Source organism: Burkholderia sp. Se-20378 (assembly GCF_017104665.1).
Taxonomy (GTDB): Bacteria; Pseudomonadota; Gammaproteobacteria; order Burkholderiales; family Burkholderiaceae; genus Burkholderia; species Burkholderia lata.
The window spans coordinates 1-20,920 of record NZ_JAAGPG010000012.1 but is presented as its reverse complement, the minus strand read 5'-3'; the positions used below and the strand labels follow the sequence as shown (position 1 = coordinate 20,920).

The following is a 20,920-nucleotide window of genomic DNA, read 5'->3' as shown; positions in this document are numbered from 1 at the left end:
CGCCGCCGGTTCATCCCGCTTCATTCAATCGAAACGAGGTTCTCATGAGACAGGCAGTGATCTGCGAACCGGTGCGCACGCCGGTGGGGCGCTACGGCGGCGTGTTCAAGGACATTCCGGCCGCGACGCTGGCCGAGACGGTGATCCGCGAGCTGGTGCGGCGCACGGCGCTCGACCCCGCGCGGATCGACGACGTGATCTTCGGCCAGTGCTACCCGAACGGTGAGGCGCCTGCGATCGGTCGCGTCGCGAGCCTCGACGCGGGCCTCGGCATTCGCGTGCCCGGGCTGCAGCTCGACCGTCGGTGCGGATCGGGCCTGCAGGCGGTGATCGATGCGGCGATGCGCGTGCAGACCGGCGCGGCCGACCTGGTGCTTGCCGGCGGCGCCGAGAGCATGAGCCAGGCGGAGCACTACATGCTCGGCGCACGCTGGGGCGGCCTGCGCGGCGATTCGTCGCCGCTGTGGGACCGGATCGCGCGCGGGCGCATCACGTCCGGCGGCCGCCATCATCCGGTCGAAGGCGGGATGCTCGAGACCGCCGAGAACCTGCGACGTGAATACGGGATCACGCGCGACGCGCAGGACGCGCTCGCCTACCGGTCGCACAGCCGCGCGATCGCCGCGCACGAATCCGGCCGCTTTGGCGACGAGATCGTACCGGTGCAGGTGAAGACGAAGGGGGGCGCCACGCTCGTCGATCGCGACGAGCATCCGCGCGCGGACGTGACGATGGAAAGCCTGGCCGCGCTGCGCCCGGTCCGCCAGAAGGTCGATGCGGAATCGACGGTGACGGCCGGCAACGCGAGCGGGCAGAACGACGGTGCGGCTGTCTGTATCGTGACGACGCCGGAGCAGGCGGCCGAACTCGGCCTGCGCCCGCTTGCGCGCCTCGTCACGTGGGCGGTCGCGGGCGTCGAGCCGGAGCGGATGGGGATCGGCCCCGTGCCCGCGACCGAGCTCGCATTGCGGCGCGCGGGCCTCGCGCTGAAGGATCTCGACCTGATCGAGCTGAACGAGGCGTTCGCGGCGCAGGTGCTCGCCTGCACGGCGGGCTTGGGATTCGACGCCGGCGATTACGAGCGGCTGAACGTCAACGGTTCCGGCATTTCGCTCGGCCATCCGGTCGGCGCGACCGGCGTGCGGATTCTCGCGACGATGCTGCGCGAACTCGATCGCCGCGCGGGGCGCTACGGGCTCGAGACGATGTGCATCGGCGGCGGACAGGGGCTCGCGGCGGTATTCGAGCGCGTTGCCGCGTAACGGCAATCATCCGGTTCGCGAAAGGAGAACACGCGCTTCGCGGATGACGATTTGAATGTTTGACATGCGGCTTATACGATCCGAAAGCAGTTTGTTGGTTGAATAAAATGCAGAAACGCTTGCGCAACATCGCCTTTATTAAAAATTGAATAATCAAAAGGAGACGTAAAGTGATTTCAGATATTGATCGACTGGTTGCCATTGAAGATATCAAGACGCTTCAGTACAAATTTTTCAGGGCGGTCGATTACGAAAAAGACAAGATCGCGGGGCTGCTCACGCACGATGTCAGGATTTCGTTCTCGGACGAGACACCGGCGGAAGCCGTGAAACTGACGCAACCTGTGGTACTGAACGGGCCGGATACGTTCGTGTCATTCCTCAAGCAGTTCGTCGGCGCAGAGCGCTCGGTTCACCTCGGACTCATGCCGCAGATCGAGTTCGACAGTGCCGACAAGGCGAATGGCATCTGGTGGATTCAGGGCGTAGGCACGGATCCCAAAGCCCGCGGCCTGAAGATCGGCCTGGGTTTTGAAACGATGGAATGCGACTATGTTCGCGTCGACGGCAAGTGGTTGATCTCGAGCCTCTCGGCTCGAATTCAGGTACACATGTGACCGGTCGAAGGTCGTTCACCGCGAATCCCGACTCGGAGCGTACGTTGGCGAGTGTCCGTGCCCAGGTCGTCGCGGCAGAAGGGCAAGTTGCGGTAGACCAGATTCAACGCTTCCGGGTGCCCGGTGGAGGTTGCGAGACCCGTCACCCGCGTCGAACGTCACGTCGAGCCGTTCTACAAGATGGACCTCGGCGCATGGTCGTTATCGTTCCCGCGCCGGCGCCCCGTAGAGACCGGGACGCCGGCTGACGTTACCAGACCTGCGATTTCGATCGAGTCATACGCAAAATCGGGCGCGGCCAGTGGTTTGTCCGCGCCCGGTGATCGTTCCAGCCAGGAACAATCGATTCGATCAGAACGCTTTGCTGAAAAACAGCAGCAAGCCATTTGCCTTGGCCGTGTTTCTCGCCCAAATTCCAAATTGAGCCTTGAGTTTGACGCTCGCGCCCCATTCCGGGATGCTGTACGCGATTACCGGGCCGGCCACCGCAATGCCAAAGCGGTCTCCGGGTACGAGCTGGCCGTTTTGTCGATCCTCGGTGACCTGGCGAGCATAATAACCGGCGACGCCAATCTGCCAGCGCCCGATTATTTCACTGATCGCGGCGTCGATATCGATGACCAGCCCATTGTTGTAATTCGTCGTCGGGTTTCTGCCCGCAATATCAAAGAAGACATGCCCGTCGAGTTCCAGGCCGTCACCCAGGCGGTTGGGGCCGGTCAGGTAGGTGAGCGCGAAATTCGGGATGTAGTAGAACGTGTTCTGACCCGTCGAGACAATCCGCTTGGAATCGTAGGTACCTGCCGCGAGCATCATCGAGTACGCCAGTTTGACCGTCAGCCCTCTCCCCGGATTGTCTCCGACCTGGGTGCTCCACATCAGGATGTCGGAGTAGACGTCATTGAATCCCCGCCATGACTCGTATCTGTCGTTGAGCTTGACCCGCCCGATGCCGCCGCCGTCCGCGACCATCGTACCCAGCGTTCCCCCAAACAACTTGAACGGATAGATGTAAAGAAGCGCGAATTCGCTCAGGCCGCTCGACGTCGAGAAATCGGCAATGGAATTCTGGCCGCCATTCCCCATGAGCGAATAGGATTTCACGTAACCGACAACCAGCCCCCCGTAAAATCCGGCTTTGTCCGGCAAGACTGCATTCTGTATGTCGGTTCCTCCGACCGGCCCTCCGTACGCAACACCTTGCGCTGGAAAAGCTTCGGACGAAATCAGGCACGCCAGCAGGCTGGCTGAAAATAGCTTCCACATCACTTGTCTCCGTTTGATTCTTCTCGACTTCTTGTTTGGGTCGGTTTGATATGCTTTCGGCGGTGAAGTGCGGATTGGTGATTATCTATTTATTGCGTTGGCCTCCGGATTGCTTTGATTCTTTGGATATTTTGATCACGGATATGGATGTTTGATTTTCGTGATCAAGTCGGAGGAGGCGGACTTCCTCCTTCGAGGTGGACGTCTGTCGTTTTCATTTTTCGTCCGGATGGTCGTCGATCCGGAGTTCGCATGGTCAGCGAATCTGTCTGAGTGACGGCTTGTGAGATATCGACGAGCGTGAGGGCGCGATTGATTGCCCGGCACAACATTGACGTTGCTCGATCCAGGTAGTCGCCAGTCTGAATGTGCCGCTTGAGTCTTTTCGTGTCGGGCCAGTCCAGACCGGGCCCGCACGAGGTATTTCGGCGTGCGGCCGATAGTGAAGTACCGGACCGCGTTGCCGCCGGTCCGGCATTTTCAGTGCTGCCGATCAGGCGAATTCGACGCGGCCGCGTGAGTCCTTGAGCGTCGCCACCGTTTCATCGACCAGGCGGCGCAGCACGTCGCCGGCCGGCGGCACGTCGCGGATCAGGCTGGAGCCCTGGCCCGCCGGCAGCGGCTGATGATCCTTCAGATCCGCTTCAACCGACGCGAAGCGGACCGGCCCGATCGCGACGCGCTGCTCGGGATACGGCAGCATTTCGTCCTCGTGGCCTTCCCACACCTCGGTGTAGCGGTTCTTGAGCTGGCGCACGTACAGGCCGTCGAACAGCAGCGAGCGAATGGTCTGGTCGTAGCCGGCCTCGACGATCGACTGCTTGTAGTTCGGGCCGACCGTTGCTTCCTGGCTGCCGATGAAGCGCGTCCCGACCCACACGCCCTGCGCGCCCTGGGTCAGCACGGCGGCAATCTGCGCGCCCGTCACAATGCCGCCGGCCGCGACCACCGGCACCGGCGAAAACTCGAGCACTTCCGCGAGCAGGGTGATCAGGCCGACGTCGCCGGTATGGCCGCCCCCTTCGGTGCCTTGCACCACGACGACGTCGGTGCCGGCCTTGATCGCGGCCTTCGCATGGCGGGCCGAGCCGACCATGCTGATGACCTTGACGCCGCGCGCGTGGCATTCGTCGACGACCCACGCCGGCGTGCCCAGCGCGCAGGCGATGACTTCGACCTTGTGCGCGAAGCAGATCTCCAGCTTGGTTTTCGCGTCCTCGATGCCCATCGCCTGATCATCGACGGGCTTGACCTCGATGCCGAGCGCCTCGATTTCCTTTTGCAGTTGAACGATCGGCGACGGCAGATTCTCGATCTTGATCGACGCGAGGTTCTTGGGCGCGCGCAGCGGGAAGCCGATATCGACGCACAGCGGCTTGTCGGTCAGGCTGCGCACGAGCTTGATTTCCTGTTCGACGCGCTCGGGCGTCGGCGAAATCGCGGCGATCGTGCCGAGGCCGCCGGCCTTCGACACGGCGGCGGCCAGCGGGCCGAACGCCACGCCGCCCATGCCGGCCTGGAGAATCGGGTATTCGATGTTGAGCAGTTCGCACAACGGGGTTTTCAACCTGGACAAGTCTGCCTCCTGTTTTGATGGATGTTCGACGACCGTTCGATCGCGCAGCGCGACGCTTGCCGCCCGTGTGACGGGTGGCGCGTCGTCGCGGGGAAACCCGGTTGCGCGATGCATGCGTGCGGGTTTCGGTGAATTCAATGTAACAAGGCGTCCCGGCAGGTTCAAATCGCAAGTCGCGACGGCGGGGTTCGCGCTTTCCGAACGCTTCGGCCGGGTTCGGTCACGGTGTATTCGCAGGACCAACGAACTCAGCCGGCCGGTTCGCGGATGCCGAATGCCGCGTTCGCCGAATACCAGTTGCACCGCGTATCACGGTCCAACACACTCGATAGCGACAGAAACAAACCGATTGCGCGTGCTGTCGTCGCGCGCACGTCGAGCATCGAGGAGGACATCAGGATGGACCTGCGTTACACCGCGGCGGAACACGCATTCCGCGAAGAAGTGCGCGCGTTCGTCGACGCGAACTTGCCGAACGATATCCGGGACAAGGTTCTGGGGCACCGCCGCGTCGAGAAGGACGACTATGTGCGATGGCACCGGATCCTGAACGCCCACGGCTGGGGGGCGCCGGCCTGGCCGAAGGAGCACGGCGGCACCGGCTGGAGCCCGCTGCAGCGCCTCATCTTCGAGATCGAGTCGTTCAAGCTCGGCGCACCGCGCCTGCTGCCGTTCGGTCTGCTGATGATCGGGCCGGTGCTGATGAAGTATGCGTCGCCGCAGATGCAGGCGCGGTTTCTGCCGCGCATTCCGGACATGGACGACTTCTGGTGCCAGGGTTATTCCGAGCCGGGCGCGGGCAGCGATCTCGCCTCGCTGAAGACGCGCGCGGTGCGCAAGGGCGACAAGTATGTCGTCACCGGGCAGAAGACCTGGACGACGATGGCGCATTTCGCCGACTGGATCTTCTGCCTGGTTCGCACCGACCCGGACGCGAAGCCGCAGGAAGGCATCTCGCTGCTGCTGATCGACATGAAGACACCCGGCGTGACCGTCCGCCCGATCGTGACGCTCGACGGCGGCCACGACGTCAACGAGACCTGGCTCGAGGAGGTCGAGGTGCCGGTCGAGAACCTGGTCGGCGAGGAGAACAAGGGCTGGACTTACGCGAAGTATCTGCTCGGGCACGAGCGCACCGGCATCGCGGGCATCGGCCACTGCTACCGCGAGCTGCGCCAGCTCAGGCACTACGCGCAGATCACGCCGGACGGCACCGGCGGCGTGATGATCGACGACGCCCGGATGCGCGACAAGATCGCGCGGATCGAGATGGACGTGATGGCGCTCGAGATGCTGCTGCTGCGCGTCGCCACGCAGGGCGCCGGCAAGGCGCCGGGGCCGGAAGCGTCGATCCTGAAGATTCGCGGTTCCGAAATCCAGCAGGACATCGCGATGCTGCAGCAGGAGGTGGCCGGGCCGCACGGCTGGCCGTACTCGCCGGACTGGCTGCTCGACGGCGCCATTCAGCCGGTGAGCGGGCCGGACTGGGCATCGCCCGCGGCATCGACGTACTTCGACATGCGCAAGATCTCGATCTTCGGCGGCGCGACGGAGGTTCAGAAGAACATCATCTCGAAGATGATTCTCGGTTTCTAAGGAGCAGGCATGGACTTTACCTACAGCGAAGAGCAGCAGATGATGGCCGACAGCCTGCGCCGGTTCGTGGAGACCGAATATGCGTTCGAGCGGCGTCGCAAGCGTTCGCGCGAAGCCGGCGCGTTCGATCGCGCGGTGTGGTCGTCGCTCGGCGAGCTGGGCGTGCTGGGGCTCACGATCGACGCCGACCACGGCGGCTTCGGCGAAGGGCCGGCGAGCCGTCTCGTCGTGCAGCGCGAACTCGGCCGCGGGCTCGCGCTCGAACCGGTGGTGCCGTCGGCGGTGGTGGCGGGCGCCGTGTTCGGCCGGTACGGCAACGATGCGCAGAAGCAGGCCTGGCTGCCGGCCATCGCGAGCGGCGAGAAGATCGTGTCGGTGGCGTATCTCGAACCCCAGTCGCGCTATTGCGCGGACGCCGTGCGTACGGCCGCCGAACGCAGCGGCGACGGCTACGTGATCACCGGCCGGAAAGCGCTCGCGTGGCATGGCGAGGTGGCCGACGCGCTGCTCGTGACCGCGCGCCTCGCGGGCTCGGGCGACATCGGCTTGTTCGTGGTGCCGCGCGATGCCGATGGCGTGACGGTGGCGGGCTATCCGACGATGGACGGGTTGCGTGCCGCGGATATCACGCTCGACGGCGTGACCGTGGCGGCCGACGCGATGATCGAAGGCGGCGTTGATGCGCTTCAGCATGGCATCGACCACGGCATCGCGGCGCTGTGTGCGGAGGCATCGGGCGCGATGGAGCGGCTGATCGAGATCACCGCCGAGTATCTGCGCACGCGCCAGCAGTTCGGCAAGCCGCTCGGCGCGTTCCAGGCGTTGCAGCACCGGATGGCCGACATGCTGATCCAGAAGGAGATTGCGCTGTCGATGGCCTACGTCGCGGCCCAGGCGCTCGACGAAACCGGGGCGGACGAACGCACGCGCAAGATTGCGGCCGCGAAGGTGATGGTGGCGAAAGCCGGACGTTACGTCGGCCAGCAGGCCGTGCAGCTTCACGGCGGGATGGGGATGACCGACGAGCTCGAGGTCGGCGACTATTTCAAGCGACTGACGATGTTCGATCCGCTGTTCGGCGACAGCGACTACCAGATGGCCCGCTACACGGCGGCGATGGCGTAGCGCGGTCTGCGCCGGCTCGCGCGCGAGGCGCGGCCTGGCTCGCCCGGGCCCGGTCTCAGGGCATGAACGGGACGTCGAGAAGCGCGGCGGCGAGCTCGGCCGCCGCCAGCTTGAGTGGCGGGGCGATCCGGTTCCTGATCGCGTCGATGTCGGGATGCAGGTCCACCGCGCCGCAGCTCAGGGCCATCGGCGTCGCGAAGCGTCCGATGCTGATCGGCAACGCGATGCCGTACACGTCATGTTGAAACTCGCCGATCGACGTACAGACGCCGGTCGAATCCAGTTCGTCGAACGCGACGTCGAAGCTCGCCTTCAACGCAGGCGCGCGCGCATCCGCCGCTTTCAGCAAACGCGCGATGTAGTCGTTACGCGCGTCTTCCGGCAGCCCCCACAGCCAGGCCTTGCCGATCGACGTCGTGCTCATCGGCAGCAGCGACCCGACGCCGAGCTGCAGTGTCGAATTCCGCACGCTGTAGCAATGGGCGACGTACAGCATCTCGAGCCGGTGCGGTACGGCGAGCGCAACCGCCGCGCCGAGCGTGTCGGCCAGCCGTTGCATGAGCGGCTGCGCCAGCCGCGTGACGGGATTGGTTTCCAGGTAGGTGTGGCCGATGCCGAAGATGCCGGCCGCCAGTTCGAAGCGGGGGCCGCCCGCCACGCGGCGGATGAGTCCCAGTTGAATCAGCGTGGAGGTCAGGCGGGACACGACCGAGCGCGACAGGCCGGTTCGCTGGACGAGGTCACCGTTCGTCAGCGCGATGCGCTCCGCATGAAATGCATTGAGCACCTGCATCCCGCGTTCGAGCGTCATCGTCGTTTTTTCGGCTTCGTGAGGCATGGCGGCACCTGCGGTCGTGTGGGGCGGCGAGAAGGGTCAGCGGCGCGCGGGCAGGCGTTCCTGCAGCACGCGGGCACACGCGACGAGCCGCGATCCGAGTTCGCGCTCGACGGCCGCCTGCGCAACCCGCGCGGTGCGGCCGACGCAGCACAGCACGAGGGGCGGGCGACCGGGCAGTGTCAACGGCGCGGCCACGCAGGTCAGCTCGGGCTCCCATTCGCCATGCAGCATGCAGAAGCCGAGTTCATGCACCTGCGCGATCTTGTCGTTCATCCGGTGGCGAATGGCCGGCGGCCACGCATCGCCGGCATGGCGCTCCACCTGGGTCCGCAGATACTGCCGTTCGTCTTCCGGGAGCGCCGCCAGCAACGCCCAGCCCATCATCGAATACGCGATCGGCACGTGCATGCCGGGCGACAGCTGCAATTCCAGCAGCGAGCGGCGGTTGACGTGCGTTTCCAGCAGGATCACATCGAGTCGATCACGTGTGCCGAGCAGGACGTACGTATCCGTCGCTTCCGCGAATGCCCGCATTTCGATACTGGCGAGCCGCAGCATCTCGGGGTCGGCGATCGCGGCATAGCCCAAGGCCAGCGAAGCCGATGCCAGCGAATACCGTTTGCTCTTGTCGTCCCGATGCAGGTAGCCGAGCGCGACCAGCGAGCGCAGCAGACGCAGCACGGTCGGTGCGGGAATGCCGGTCGCGTCCGCGATTTCCTGGTTGCCGAGCGACGGCTTGTCCGGCGTAAACGCGGAGAGAATCGACAAGCCGCGCGCGACCGGCGCCACGACGACGGTGCCATCGGCCTGATTGCTGCGCGATGTACGGGGCCACGCCAGATCAATTCCATAGGGTCCGCTGAGGGACTTCTTGCCCGCGTGCCGGGGCAGCGATCTTTCGGGTTGCATCGTGGTGTCGAGTCGATGGTTGGGTGGCGCGTCGGATCGTGCGTCGCAGGCGCGAGATTGCCGAGGCAAACCTCGCGCATCGGTCATGCAGGTCCGGTCGACAAGAATGGGGGCTCCCGTGCTTTGAAATTCTACTGCACCGGATTTGTGCTGTCTGCCGCGTGAACTTTCAAAGCACGGGAAGGCATGGTGCTCTCGATTGTCGGGCAGGGTAGGCAGGTCTCCAATGGAGTCCGCACGGGATGACAACACTGGAGACACGCCATGCAATACCCTGACGAAACCGTATCGACGCGTCGTGACGGCGCACCTGCCGTACCGGATCTCGACGTGATCGTCGTCGGCGCCGGATTCGCCGGCCTTTACGCGCTGTACAAGTTCCGCAAGCTGGGCCTGCGTGCGCAAGCGCTCGAAGCGGGCAGCGGCATCGGTGGCACGTGGTTCTGGAACCGATATCCCGGCGCGCGATGCGATGTGGACAGCGTCGAGTACTCGTATTCGTTTTCCGACGACCTCCAGCAGGAATGGAACTGGCCGGAACGATTCTCCGCACAGGGCGATATTCTCCGATACATCAATCATGTCGCCGATCGCTTCGATCTTCGCCGCGACATCCGGCTGAACACCCGCGTGCAGTCGGCGAACTTCGACGAGTCGAACGGCGTCTGGCGTGTCGAGACCGTCGGCGGGCAGGTGGTCACCGCACGTTTCTGCGTGATGGCGACCGGCAATCTGTCGTTGCCGCGCGTGCCGGAATTCAAGGGACTCGATACCTTCAAGGGCGACTGGTATCACACCGGTCTCTGGCCCGACGAGCCGGTCGACTTCACCGGGCGACGGGTGGGCGTGATCGGTACGGGTTCATCCGGCATCCAGGTCATTCCCATCGTCGCGAAGCAGGCGAGCGAGCTGTTCGTGTTTCAGCGCACGGCAAACTTCACGCTGCCGGCTCGCAATCGCGCGCTGTCCGGCGACGAACTTGGCCGGCACAAGGCGCGTTACGAATTCTGGCGGGCCGAAGCGCAGAACACGCCCTTTGGTATCGCCGGGCACGCGGCGCCGACGAAGAACGCCCTGGACGACACGCCCGAGGATCGTCTCGCCACGTTCGAGGAAAAATGGAAGGCCGGCGGCAGTATCAGCTTCCTGTATGCGTACAAGGACCTGCTGACCAACAAGGCTGCGAACGACACGGCCGCGGAGTTCGTCCGCAACAAGATCCGCAGTACGGTGAAGAATCAGGCGACCGCCGAGCTGCTCGTGCCGAAGGACTACCCGATCGGCGCGCGGCGCCTGTGTCTCGACACCGGCTATTACGAGACCTTCAACCTGCCGAACGTGACGCTGGTCGACACGAAGTCGGCACCGATCGTCGAAATCACGGAAACGGGCGTGAAGACCGCCACGGGCGACTATGCGCTCGACACGATCGTGTTCGCGACCGGCTTCGATGCGATCACCGGCGCACTGGCCGACATCGATATCCGCGGACGCGACGGCCTGCCGCTGAAGCAGAAATGGGTGCACGGGCCGCGCACCTATCTCGGGCTGATGACGGCGGGGTTCCCCAACCTGTTCATCGTGACCGGTCCAGGCAGCCCGTCGGTAAAGTCGAACATGGTGTGCGCGATCGAACAGCACATGAACTGGATCACCGATTGCATCGGCAAGCTCGCCGCGCACGGCACCGCGACCATCGAGCCGGATCCGGACGCGGAGACGCGCTGGGTCGAGCATGTCAACGAGGTGGCCGACGCGACGCTGTATCCGCTGGCCGAGTCGTGGTACACGGGCGCGAACGTGCCGGGCAAGCCACGCGTGTTCATGCCGTATGTGGGCGGTTTTCACCGGTATCGCGCGATTTGCGACGACGTCGTCCGCGATGACTATCGCGGCTTCGTGATCGCCGATGTTCAGGCAGCCGAGGCGTGACGCGCGGTATCCATCGCGCGTGAAGTCGCTGCGAGCCTGCAGGGCTTTGAATCTGCAGCCGCCGCCGCGCTGAAGCGACCACGACGACGAGATGAACCGCCGCGGCAGCGCGTGCGGTTGCATCGACCATTCACAAGCTTGTTCGAGGGTGTCATGACATCAGTAATGGACATCGGCTTTCTGGGGCTGGGGAAGATGGGGGCGCCGATGGCTGAACGCCTGCTGGGGCAGGCCTGCCGGCTGCATGTGTACGATCCGTCTGCGCAGGCGCTGGCGCCGTTCGTCGATGGCGGCGCCGTCGCGCACGCGTCGCCGCGTGCGGTCGCCGATGCGGCGAGCATCGTCTTCGCGTGCTTGCCGAGCCGGGACGTGTCGCTGGCGGTCGGCCTCGGGCCGGACGGCGTCGTGCACGGTTCGGCGGTTCGTCTTTACGTGGAGATGTCGACGATCGGCCAGGACATGATCGAGCGAATCGGCGAGGGCCTCGCGCAACGCGGGATCGATATCGTCGACGCGCCGGTTTCCGGCGGCCCGTCCGCCGCGCGGGCCGGCACGCTCGCGATGCTGGTATCGGGCATGCCGTCCGCGGTCGAGCAGGTGTCGCCGCTGCTTGAGCGTATCGGCAAGGAAGTGTTTCCGATGGGGGACCGCCCCGGCATGGCGCAGATCATGAAGATCGTGAACAACGTCGTGATGGCGGCCAACCTGGTGGTCTGTGCCGAGGGGCTCGCGATGGGCGCGAAAGCCGGCCTCGACGCGGACAGGATGATGCGATTGATCGACTCCGGTTCCGGCCAGAGTTTCGCGTGTTCGAAGATCATGAGCCGGGCCGTGTCGGGGGCATTCGACTTCGGTGCCGCGCTCGCCGTGATCGAGAAAGACATGGCGCTCGGTCTTGCCGAGGCGCGCCTGATGGACGTGGCGATGCCGGCCATCGAACGCGCGCGGGACGTCTGGCACGCGGCGTATGAAGCCGGCCAGGGCGGCGAGGACTTTACGTCGATCCTCCGGTACGTCGAGGAGCGGAACGGCACGCGCGTTCGGGGGCGTGCCGTTCAGGCGTGACGCTCGCGGGCTACGCCGCAGCCCGCCGCAGCGGCGGAACGCCGAGCAGGAAACTGTGCATGCCGAGGCAACTGACGATCTGCATGACCTGGAGCACTTGCGCCGGTGTCGCGCCGTAGCGCAGCGCATTGCGCGTATGAATGCGCACGCCCGGCTCGAACATGTGGGTGGTCGATACGTCGATCGCCACATACAGCAGTTCCTTGACGACGGGCGCCAGGGTGCCCTCGCGCCAGGGCGTGGACGAGAACGCGGTATAGCCGTCGAAAAACGCCGGCGAACTGCGGACCATCGCCGTCAGTTGATCGCTCCAGTAGCCGCGGCTGGCAGTGAACGCCGATTTGACCTGCTCGAATTTCTCGTCGAGCGGAAATGCCGCATCGACCGACTGGCCGTTTGCCTCGATTTCCTCGAACAGCACGGGTACGCCGACCATGTACGAGTGAATGCCGAGCACCGACGAGATCTGCAAGGCCTCCGCGATTTCCTGGCGCGTGGCGCCGTGACGCAGCGCGCCCTGGATGTGCAGCGCAACCGCGTCGCCGTTCAGGTGCGTGACGCTCGCGCTTGCCGCGATCATGACGAGATCGCAGAGCTTGGGCTCGAGATGGCCGCCATCCAGTGCGGCGCGGGCCATCACCAGGTAATCGTTGAAGAAGACAGGATCCTCCGCGAGCGCCTGGTCGTGCACGTCGCTCCAGTAGCCGTGTAGTCGTTCGAACTCGGCCTTGAGCGCTGATTTGTCTGTCATGAGTGTCTCCTCTGGAAGCGTGTCAGGTAGCGCGTATCGACGTGTGCCCGGGATATCGAAGCGTTTCCGGCGGCGGCCGGGATGCTGCCGTTGCCGCGCCTGTTTTGCATCACGTCAGTCCTGATTGAAAAGTACGAGAGGAGGGTGCCGCAATTGAAACGCGCGCAAGTTTCCGTACTTTGAAAGCATCCGCAACGCGGCAAGACCGCGTACGCCTCTGCAGAGCGGGGGCTTCCAAAGCACGGGACGGAGCGCATCGCTCAATTGACGACGCTATCCCGACGCTCGACCATCAATGAACGAGCAAAAGAATGACGGAGACGCATTTCACGAATCCCCACCAGGTAATCACGGTCGTTCTGTCGATCGGCTACATCGTGCCGCCGCGTGCGTGCACGCGGGGCCAACGGCATTCGAGTCAATCGATTCCTGGCACGTCCGTTTCTCGATCGAAGCCGCTTTTCGCGTCGATGTCCGCGCAAGCGCGTGTCGTTCATTCGGCGGAGCGGAGCGGCAAATCGTCGTCGTGAGCGTATCCGGGTGGTGCCGGTGAAACCTCGTTCGGGAAAGCCTGATGGTGCATCCCCTGACGCGTACGGAGCGGTTCCTGCCGGTTTATCAAAGTACGGAATAGTTGCACCGGCCTGGTGATCCAGACCCCGGTTCCGCGTTCAATATTCGAAGAAGGCTGCAGGGACGTCGCTGCATCGCTCGCACGCCCCGGGTCGAAACTGGAATGACGCATGTCGTGTAGTGAAAGTACGGAAACCCAAAAATGGACATGAAACTTGCACGCCGGCGAGTCCTGATCACCGGCGCATCACAGGGCATCGGCGAGGGTCTCGCGAAGGCGTTTGCCGCAGAGGGATGCCACCTCGTCTTGACCGCACGCTCTGCAGACAAGCTGGAACAGCTGGCAGCCGAGCTGCGCGCCGCGCATGACGTGCGCGTGGACGTGCTGGCGCTGGACATGACGGCGCCCGGCGCGATCGACGAGGTCGTCGCGTTCGCCGGCGACGTCGACGTCCTGGTCAACAACGCCGGTGCGATTCCGGGCGGCACGCTGTGGGACGTCGATGAAGCAGCATGGCGCAAGGGCTGGGAGCTGAAGGTGTTCGGCTACATCAACCTGACGCGCGCGATCTACACCGGGATGAAGGCGCGCGGCGGCGGCGTGATTCTCAACAACATCGGCAATGGCGGCCAGAACTTCGACTTCAACTACATCGCGGGCTCGACCGGCAATGCCGCGTTGATGGCGTTCACGTGTGCGCTGGGCGGCCGCAGCCTCGAGGATGGCATTCGGGTGGTGGGCGTCAACCCGGGGCCGGTCGGCACCGAGCGCATCGCCAAGGTGCTGCGAAACCACGCGGCGCGCCTGCTCGGTGACGAAGCGCGTTCCGACGAGCTGATGGCGGGCTATCCGCTGGGGCGTGCGGCGACGGTCGAGGAAGTCGCCGATCTGTTCGTCTATCTGGCGTCGCCCCGTTCGGGTTACACCAGCGGCGCCATCGTCACGGTCGACGGTGGCATCACGTCCAAGCGTTCGGTGGCCTGACCATGTACAAGCATGTTTTCTCACCGCTCCGGATCGGCGCCGTCGAGATTCCGAACCGGATCGTGCGCACCGCGCATGCGACGCGCCTGGCCAACCGATACGTCAACGACGACCTGATCGCCTATCACCTGGCGCGCGCAAAAGGCGGCGCGGGGTTGTCGATCATCGAAAGCACGTCGGTTCACCCGTCATCGACCTTTTCGCTGACGGCGAGCGACGACGGATCGATCGCACCGATGCGCAAGCTGGTCGATGCCATTGCCCCAACCGGCATGAAGCTGTTTACGCAGCTCTGGCACGGCGGCTACACCGATCCGGCGGCGGACGGCGGCCTGCCGTGGGCCGTATCGGCACTGGCGGGGCGCTACTCGGTCGCGCCGCCGATTTCGATGACCACCGACCAGATCGAAGAGGTGATCGACGCGTACGCGAAGGCGGCCGTCCGCATGCAGGCCGCGGGGCTCGACGGCGTAGAGGTGCTGGCCGGCGCCGGCTACCTGTTCTCGCAATTCTTCTCGCCGGTGCTGAACCAGCGTACCGATGCGTACGGCGGCAGCTTCGACAACCGCATGCGGGCGTTCATGGAGACGCTGCGCGCGATTCGCGCGGCGACGTCGCCGGAATTCGCGCTCGGCGTGCGCATCGGCGGCAGCTCGGACGCGCGCATTCTCACCGACGAGGACGTCAACGCGATCGCGTTGCGGGCGCAGGCCGAGGGGCTGATCGATTTCGTCAACATCACGCACGGCGACTACTACTTTCACGTCGACCGCTATGCGGGCATGGACGCGCCGGTCGGCTACCAGTTGCCGCACGCCGAGCGCATTTCGGAAGGCGTGACGGTGCCGCGCATCATCGTGGGCCGCTACGCGACGCTGGACGATGCCGAGCAGGCGTTGAAGACCGGGCAGGCCGACATGATCAACATCGTGCGCGGGATGATCGCCGATCCGTTGCTGGTCGTGAAGAGCCGGGAAGGGCGCGGCACCGAGGTGCGGCCGTGCATCGGCTGCAACCAGGGGTGCCTGGGCGGCGCGTTCGCCGGCCGGATGGGCTGCGCGGTGAATCCGGCGGTGGGCTACGAGCAAACGCTGTCGGACGAGACGATCGTCAAAGCCGAGACGCCGCGCAAAGTGCTGGTGGTGGGCGGCGGCGTGGCGGGCATGGAAGCGGCCCGCACGGCGCTGCTCGCCGGGCACCGCGTGACGCTGGTCGAGGCGATGTCCGACCTGGGCGGCCTGCTGAACTGCGCGAAACACTTGCCGAAACTTCACCCGATCGGGGACATCGCGATCTGGCTGGAGAACGAGATCTATCGCCTGGGTGCGGACGTGCGGCTGTCGACCTACGTGGACGCGGACGACGTGCTGGCCGAGGCGCCGGACGCGGTCATCGTGGCCACGGGCTCACAGCCTGCGGACGTGCATGAGTTCCGGCAGACGGCCGACCCGGCCGCGCAGGTACCGATTGCGCGCGAAGCGACGGTGCTGACGTCGCTGGACCTGGCGATCGCGCCGCCGCAGGACCTGGGGCGCACGGCGCTGGTTTTCGACGATGTCGGGCACTACGAAGCCATTGGCTGCTGCGAAGCGCTGATCAATCGCGGGGTCGAGGTGACCTATGTGACGCGCCACCTGATGTTCGCCCCGGCCGTCGAGACCACCGGGCGCACGCAGGCTGCGTTGCGGAGGCTGCACAATGCGGGCCGGCTGCGCATCGTCACGCAGTCGGCGCTGGTGTCGATCGACCGTGGCAGTGCCGAGATCCGGCCGCTTTTCGGAACCCAGGCGGAGCGCATCCCGGCCGACACGGTGGTGCTGGTGGGCTACCGGGAGTCGCAGAACGAAATCTGGGCGGCGTTGCGGGGGCGTGTGGGTCAACTGCATCTGGTGGGCGATGCGCGGTCGGCTCGCGATATCCAGCCGTCGATTCGTGAAGGTCACATTGCCGGACGATCGATAAAGTAGGAGCGGGAGATCGATCAACTGGAACAGGTCAGTCTCGACGGATCGCTGCAGGCTGTACGAGTAGCTCCGTTGAGCTGGCAGTGGCGCAACTGCGGATTGCCGCAGCCTCGCGCCACGCCGATTTCATGTGCTACCCGGACGTTTCATTGCACGGGTGCCTCGACGACGAATACGCCTTCCTCAAAATCGCGTCGCGCTCCCCGGCAATCGACGATCCCCCCTCAACAAACCTGAAGGTGAACCTCGGCGGATTCCCCCCGCATTACTCTTTGCCTCCACCCCGCGTCAGACCGGCAAACCACCGGCCGAACCTTCGCGACCCCATCCCGCCTCGTTCCGGCACTTTTTTCAGAAAAAATATCTGCCGGGCAATCGTTTGCGCACAGCCGCGCGGCGTTCAGTTTATTCATCACATGCCGATATCTTGAAGGCGCGCCTGATCGAAGCGGCATCGCCCCCGCCGCGTCGATCAGGAATGGCATCAGCCCATGCGACGGATAGGGGAAGAAAGGTTTTGGTGACAGTTTTCGGGTGCATCGTTCATCGGCACAACCACTGGCTGGTCTTGCTTGCCGCATTGTTGTGCGGAGGAGGCTCGTGGGTCACCGCGCGCCTGTTCCAGCGCACGGTGAACACCTCCGGCACGCAGCGGCTCGGCTGGCAGGTGCTGACGGCCATTTCGGCCGGCGTGGCGATCTGGTGCACGCACTTCATCGCGATGCTCGGCTTCGACGCCGGCGCGCCCGTGCACTTCAACCTGCCGCTCACGCTCGTGTCGCTGCTCATCGCGGTCGGCGGCAGCACGATCGGCTTCGCGCTGACGACCTGTCGCATCGTTAAGGTCGCGCCCGCGCTCGGCGGCGCGATCGTCGGCGTGGCGATCGTGCTGATGCACTACACCGGCATGCTCGCGTGGCGGGTCGAAGGGATCGTGTCGTGGGACCTGAGCTACCTGATCGCGTCGGTGCTCCTCGCAATGACCCTCGCCGCGCTCGCGCTGCACCTCGCGATGCGGCCGTCGCCGCACGCCGTCAACCAGATGGCCGGCGTGCTGTCGCTCGCGATCCTCGCGTTGCATTTCACCGGGATGTGCGCGCTGCGCATCACGCCGCTGATGCTCGACGGTACATGGACCGATGTGAACGAGCTGCGTCCGCTGGCGCTGGCGGTCGCGGGCACGTCGCTCGTGATCGTCTGCACCGGGCTCGTGAGCTATGTGATCGACAGCAACGTGCGGGCCGAATCGCTTGAACACCTGCGCCGGCTGGCGCTGAGCGACATGCTGACCGGCCTGCCCAACCGGGCCAGCTTCAACGAGCGGCTGGACCTAGAAATCGCGCTTGCGCAAGCGCACGGCAGGAAGCTCGCGCTGATCGGCATCGACCTGAACCGCTTCAAGGAAATCAACGACCTGCGCGGCCACCACGCCGGCGACGAGGTGCTGCGCATCCTTGCGCGCCGCATGGCGAACCTGCTGCGCGAAGGTGAATTCGTCGCCCGCATCGGCGGCGACGAATTCGCGGCGCTCTGCCGGATGGACGACGACACGCGCCTGATGAACCTGCTCGAGCGACTCGAGCCGGCGCTCTACAAGCCGGTCAGGCTGGACGACTACGAGGTCGTGCCGGGCGCGAGCTTCGGCGTCGCCATCTACCCGGACGACGCCGCCACCAAGGCCATCCTCATCAACAATGCGGACCTCGCGATGTACCGCGCCAAGGGCAGCATTGCGCAATCGATCTGCTTCTACGAGCCGGCGATGGACCTGATCGTTCGCGCGCGCCGCAGCCTCGCGGCCGACCTGCGCCGCGCGGTGGCCGACAACCAGCTGAGCGTCCACTACCAGGTGCAGACTTCGCTCGCGACCGGCGAGATCCGCGGCTACGAGGCGCTGCTGCGCTGGCAGCATGCGACGCTTGGCACAATTCCGCCCGCCGAGTTCATTCCGCTCGCCGAGGAAAACGGCGTGATCCTGGATATCGGCGCGTGGGTGCTGCGCGAGGCATGCGCGCGGGCGGCCACGTGGGAGCCGCCCTATGCGGTCGCGGTGAACGTATCGGCCGTGCAGTTCATGCATGCGGACCTGACGGCGCTCGTGGCCGACGTGCTCGAAGAAACCCGCCTGCCGGCGTCGCGCCTGCAGCTGGAGCTGACCGAATCGACGATCTTCGCCGGCCGCGAGCGCGCGCTGGACACGCTGCGGCAGATCAAGGCGCTGGGCGTGAGCATCGCGCTCGACGATTTCGGTACCGGCTATTCGTCGCTGGACACGCTGCGTTCGTTCCCGTTCGACCGCATCAAGCTCGACCAGTCGTTCGTCTCGGACGCGGAAGCGAAACCGCAGGATCGCGCGATCATCCGCGCCGTGCTCGCGCTCGGCAAGAGCCTGGGGATTCCGATCCTGGCCGAGGGCATCGAGACGCGCGACCAGCTTGCGCTGCTGGCCGACGAAGGCTGCGACGAAGCGCAGGGCTTCCTGCTCGGCAGGCCTGCGCCCCTCAACGAGATCGTCGGCAGCGGGCAGATTGCGCTGACCGGCGGCAACCGCGTCCGCACGCCGGTTCCCGCGTCCGAATCGGCCGTCGAGGCCGACCTCGGCCCGGACCCGCGCGGGTACCGACGTCCGCCCGACACGGCAACCTGAACCCGGGTTGCAGCATGCAGGCTCACATGAAAACCCACTACGCACGGATGACAAGACTGGCAAGCAACGCGGCGCCGGCCCGGAACCCGGACCTGCTCGCAGCGCAATACCGGGTATTCGCCGGCCAGATCCCGGTGTCGTACCTGATCCTGATCTCGAGCACCTGGAGCCTCGCCATCACGCACCTGCGCAGCACACCGTGGTGGCTGTCGGTCGCGATGCCGGCCGCGATGACGCTCGCGGCGCTGGCGCGGCTGCTGCACTGGCACCGCACCCGGCTGCGCGAGCCGACGCCGGACACCGTGATGCGCGCGCTCACGGTCACCAACTGGCTGGTGGTCCCGGTCGCCGTGACGTTCACCACCTGGGCGCTGCTGCTGTTCCCGTACGGCGACGCGTGGCAAAAGGCCCAGGTCGCGTTCTACCTGGCGATCACGGTGATCGGCTGCATCTTCAGCCTGATGTACCTGCGCACGGCTGCGCTGAGCGTGGCCGTGATCGTCAACGTCGCGTTCATCGTGTTCTTCATCTCGACCGGCCAGCCGACGCTCGTCGCCACCGCGGTCAACATGGCCTTCGTGTCGGCGGCGCTGATCGCCGTCATCTCGGTCAACTACCACGGCTTCCTGCGCACCGTCGACGCGCAGGCCGAATCGCGGATGCGCGAGCAGGCGCAGACGCGGCTGATGCGGATGATCGACGACATGCCGGTGGCCGTGATGACCGCCGATCCGGAGACGTTCCGCATCAACTACCTGAACGCGACGTCGCGCAACCTGCTGCGCACGATCGAGCACCTGCTGCCGATTCGCGCGGACGACGCGCTCGGTGCGTCGATCGACTTCTTCCACCCGCACCCGCAGCACCAGCGCCGCCTGCTCGCCGATCCGGCGAACCTGCCGCATCGCGCGCGCATCGGGCTCGGGCCGGAAGTACTCGACATCCAGGTCTCGGCCGTGCGCGACGCCGAGGGGCGCTATATCGGCCCGATGCTGTCGTGGTCGATCGTCACGCAGCAGGCCGAGGCGGAGGCGCGCATCCACCAGCTCGCGCATCACGATTCGCTCACGGGCCTGCCGAACCGCGCAACCTTCCTGGCCGAATTCGACGCGAGCCTGCGCCGCTCCGACAAGGTGCTCGCGCTCCTCTTCATCGACCTCGACGGTTTCAAGCTGATCAACGACGCGTGCGGGCATTCGGCGGGCGACGAGGTGCTGCGCCAGGTCGGGGAACGCCTGCGCGGGCAGTGCCCCGAGCCGGCGATGATGCTCGGTCGCATCGGCGGCGACGAATTCGCGGTGCTGCTGCGCGACACCGACGCGGACGGCGCGATGGGCGCGGCCGCGCGGCTCGTCGACACGCTCGTTGCCCCCTATGCGCCGTCGCCCGACCGCCAGTTCCGCATCGGTGCGTCGATCGGCTGCGTGCTGGCGCCGCATCACGGCAACGACGGCGGCGTGCTGCTGTCACGCGCGGACATGGCGCTCTATGCGGCCAAGAAAGCCGGGAAGGGCACCTACCGGATGTTCTCGCCGGACATGGAAACGAGCGCGCAGGAGCGGGTCGCGCTCGAATCGAAGCTGCGCGTCGCGCTGGACGAGAACCAGGGGCTGTACGTGTTCTACCAGCCGATCGTCGATGTCCGCACCCGCCAGATCACGACGCGCGAGGCGCTGCTGCGCTGGCATCACCCGCGCGCCGGCTGGATTTCGCCGGGCCGCTTCATTCCGGTGGCCGAGCGCGGCGGCCTGATCGACCGGCTTGGCCGCTTCGTGCTCGAGCAGGCCTGCCGGGAGGCGGCGCGCTGGCCCGAC

General features: G+C 65.5%; 15 protein-coding genes. 10 read left to right on the top strand and 5 right to left on the bottom strand.

The genetic code is table 11. From position 1 onward, the window contains the following. Window positions 1–44: 44 nt before the first annotated feature. Entirely contained in the window at window positions 45–1,262 is a 1,218-nt protein-coding gene (locus tag G3N93_RS03580; RefSeq protein WP_206132283.1) for an acetyl-CoA C-acetyltransferase, read from the top strand. Window positions 1,263–1,432: 170 nt separating this feature from the next. After that, window positions 1,433–1,879: a nuclear transport factor 2 family protein gene (locus G3N93_RS03575; RefSeq protein ID WP_011349837.1), complete on the top strand. Its 447-nt coding sequence runs from the start codon at window positions 1,433–1,435 to the stop codon at window positions 1,877–1,879. A gap of 351 nt (window positions 1,880–2,230) precedes the next feature. Here G3N93_RS03575 and G3N93_RS03570 read toward each other — a convergent pair whose 3' ends face one another. Both G3N93_RS03570 and G3N93_RS03565 read right to left on the bottom strand, forming a co-directional pair. After that, the gene (locus tag G3N93_RS03570; protein ID WP_206132282.1) at window positions 2,231–3,145 is read right to left on the bottom strand and encodes a transporter; all 915 of its coding nucleotides are present in this window, start codon (window positions 3,143–3,145) and stop codon (window positions 2,231–2,233) included. 493 nt (window positions 3,146–3,638) lie between these two features. Further along, a complete protein-coding gene (locus tag G3N93_RS03565) occupies window positions 3,639–4,835 on the bottom strand; it encodes a nitronate monooxygenase family protein (protein ID WP_277396305.1) in 1,197 nt (398 codons plus the stop codon). A gap of 285 nt (window positions 4,836–5,120) precedes the next feature. Between G3N93_RS03565 and G3N93_RS03560 the strand changes: the two genes are divergently transcribed. Continuing rightward, a complete protein-coding gene (locus G3N93_RS03560) occupies window positions 5,121–6,317 on the top strand; it encodes an acyl-CoA dehydrogenase family protein (RefSeq protein ID WP_206132281.1) in 1,197 nt (398 codons plus the stop codon). A 9-nt stretch (window positions 6,318–6,326) separates the two neighbouring features. Continuing rightward, complete coding sequence (locus tag G3N93_RS03555) at window positions 6,327–7,442, top strand: acyl-CoA dehydrogenase family protein (RefSeq protein WP_206121334.1); 1,116 nt, start codon at window positions 6,327–6,329, stop codon at window positions 7,440–7,442. A 55-nt stretch (window positions 7,443–7,497) separates the two neighbouring features. On the opposite strand, the gene G3N93_RS03550 is transcribed toward G3N93_RS03555, so the two are convergent. Together G3N93_RS03550 and G3N93_RS03545 are read right to left on the bottom strand one after the other, a co-directional pair. Next, window positions 7,498–8,280, bottom strand: a complete 783-nt coding sequence (locus tag G3N93_RS03550; RefSeq protein ID WP_206132280.1) for an IclR family transcriptional regulator — start codon at window positions 8,278–8,280, stop codon at window positions 7,498–7,500. A 36-nt stretch (window positions 8,281–8,316) separates the two neighbouring features. Next, window positions 8,317–9,441, bottom strand: a complete 1,125-nt coding sequence (locus G3N93_RS03545; protein ID WP_254601530.1) for an IclR family transcriptional regulator — start codon at window positions 9,439–9,441, stop codon at window positions 8,317–8,319. Between the two features lie 12 nt (window positions 9,442–9,453). Between G3N93_RS03545 and G3N93_RS03540 the strand changes: the two genes are divergently transcribed. Together G3N93_RS03540 and G3N93_RS03535 are read left to right on the top strand one after the other, a co-directional pair. After that, window positions 9,454–11,121 carry an NAD(P)/FAD-dependent oxidoreductase gene (locus tag G3N93_RS03540; RefSeq protein ID WP_206132279.1) on the top strand — a complete coding sequence of 556 codons (1,668 nt, stop codon included), beginning with the start codon at window positions 9,454–9,456 and terminating at the stop codon, window positions 11,119–11,121. Between the two features lie 153 nt (window positions 11,122–11,274). Continuing rightward, window positions 11,275–12,186, top strand: coding sequence for an NAD(P)-dependent oxidoreductase (locus G3N93_RS03535; protein WP_206132278.1), 912 nt, complete (start codon window positions 11,275–11,277; stop codon window positions 12,184–12,186). A 10-nt stretch (window positions 12,187–12,196) separates the two neighbouring features. On the opposite strand, the gene G3N93_RS03530 is transcribed toward G3N93_RS03535, so the two are convergent. Beyond that, the gene (locus G3N93_RS03530; RefSeq protein ID WP_206132277.1) at window positions 12,197–12,937 is read right to left on the bottom strand and encodes a carboxymuconolactone decarboxylase family protein; all 741 of its coding nucleotides are present in this window, start codon (window positions 12,935–12,937) and stop codon (window positions 12,197–12,199) included. 775 nt (window positions 12,938–13,712) lie between these two features. Here G3N93_RS03530 and G3N93_RS03525 point away from each other — a divergent pair. The 4 genes from G3N93_RS03525 to G3N93_RS03510 all read left to right on the top strand — a co-directional run. Then, window positions 13,713–14,495, top strand: a complete 783-nt coding sequence (locus tag G3N93_RS03525; RefSeq protein ID WP_174940489.1) for an SDR family oxidoreductase — start codon at window positions 13,713–13,715, stop codon at window positions 14,493–14,495. 2 nt (window positions 14,496–14,497) lie between these two features. Continuing rightward, window positions 14,498–16,462, top strand: a complete 1,965-nt coding sequence (locus G3N93_RS03520) for an FAD-dependent oxidoreductase (RefSeq protein WP_241026382.1) — start codon at window positions 14,498–14,500, stop codon at window positions 16,460–16,462. Window positions 16,463–16,979: 517 nt separating this feature from the next. Continuing rightward, window positions 16,980–19,106: an EAL domain-containing protein gene (locus G3N93_RS03515; protein ID WP_307873384.1), complete on the top strand. Its 2,127-nt coding sequence runs from the start codon at window positions 16,980–16,982 to the stop codon at window positions 19,104–19,106. Between the two features lie 26 nt (window positions 19,107–19,132). Next, window positions 19,133–20,920 (top strand): bifunctional diguanylate cyclase/phosphodiesterase (locus G3N93_RS03510; protein WP_241026380.1); only part of this gene is annotated, 1,788 nt, incomplete at its 3' end.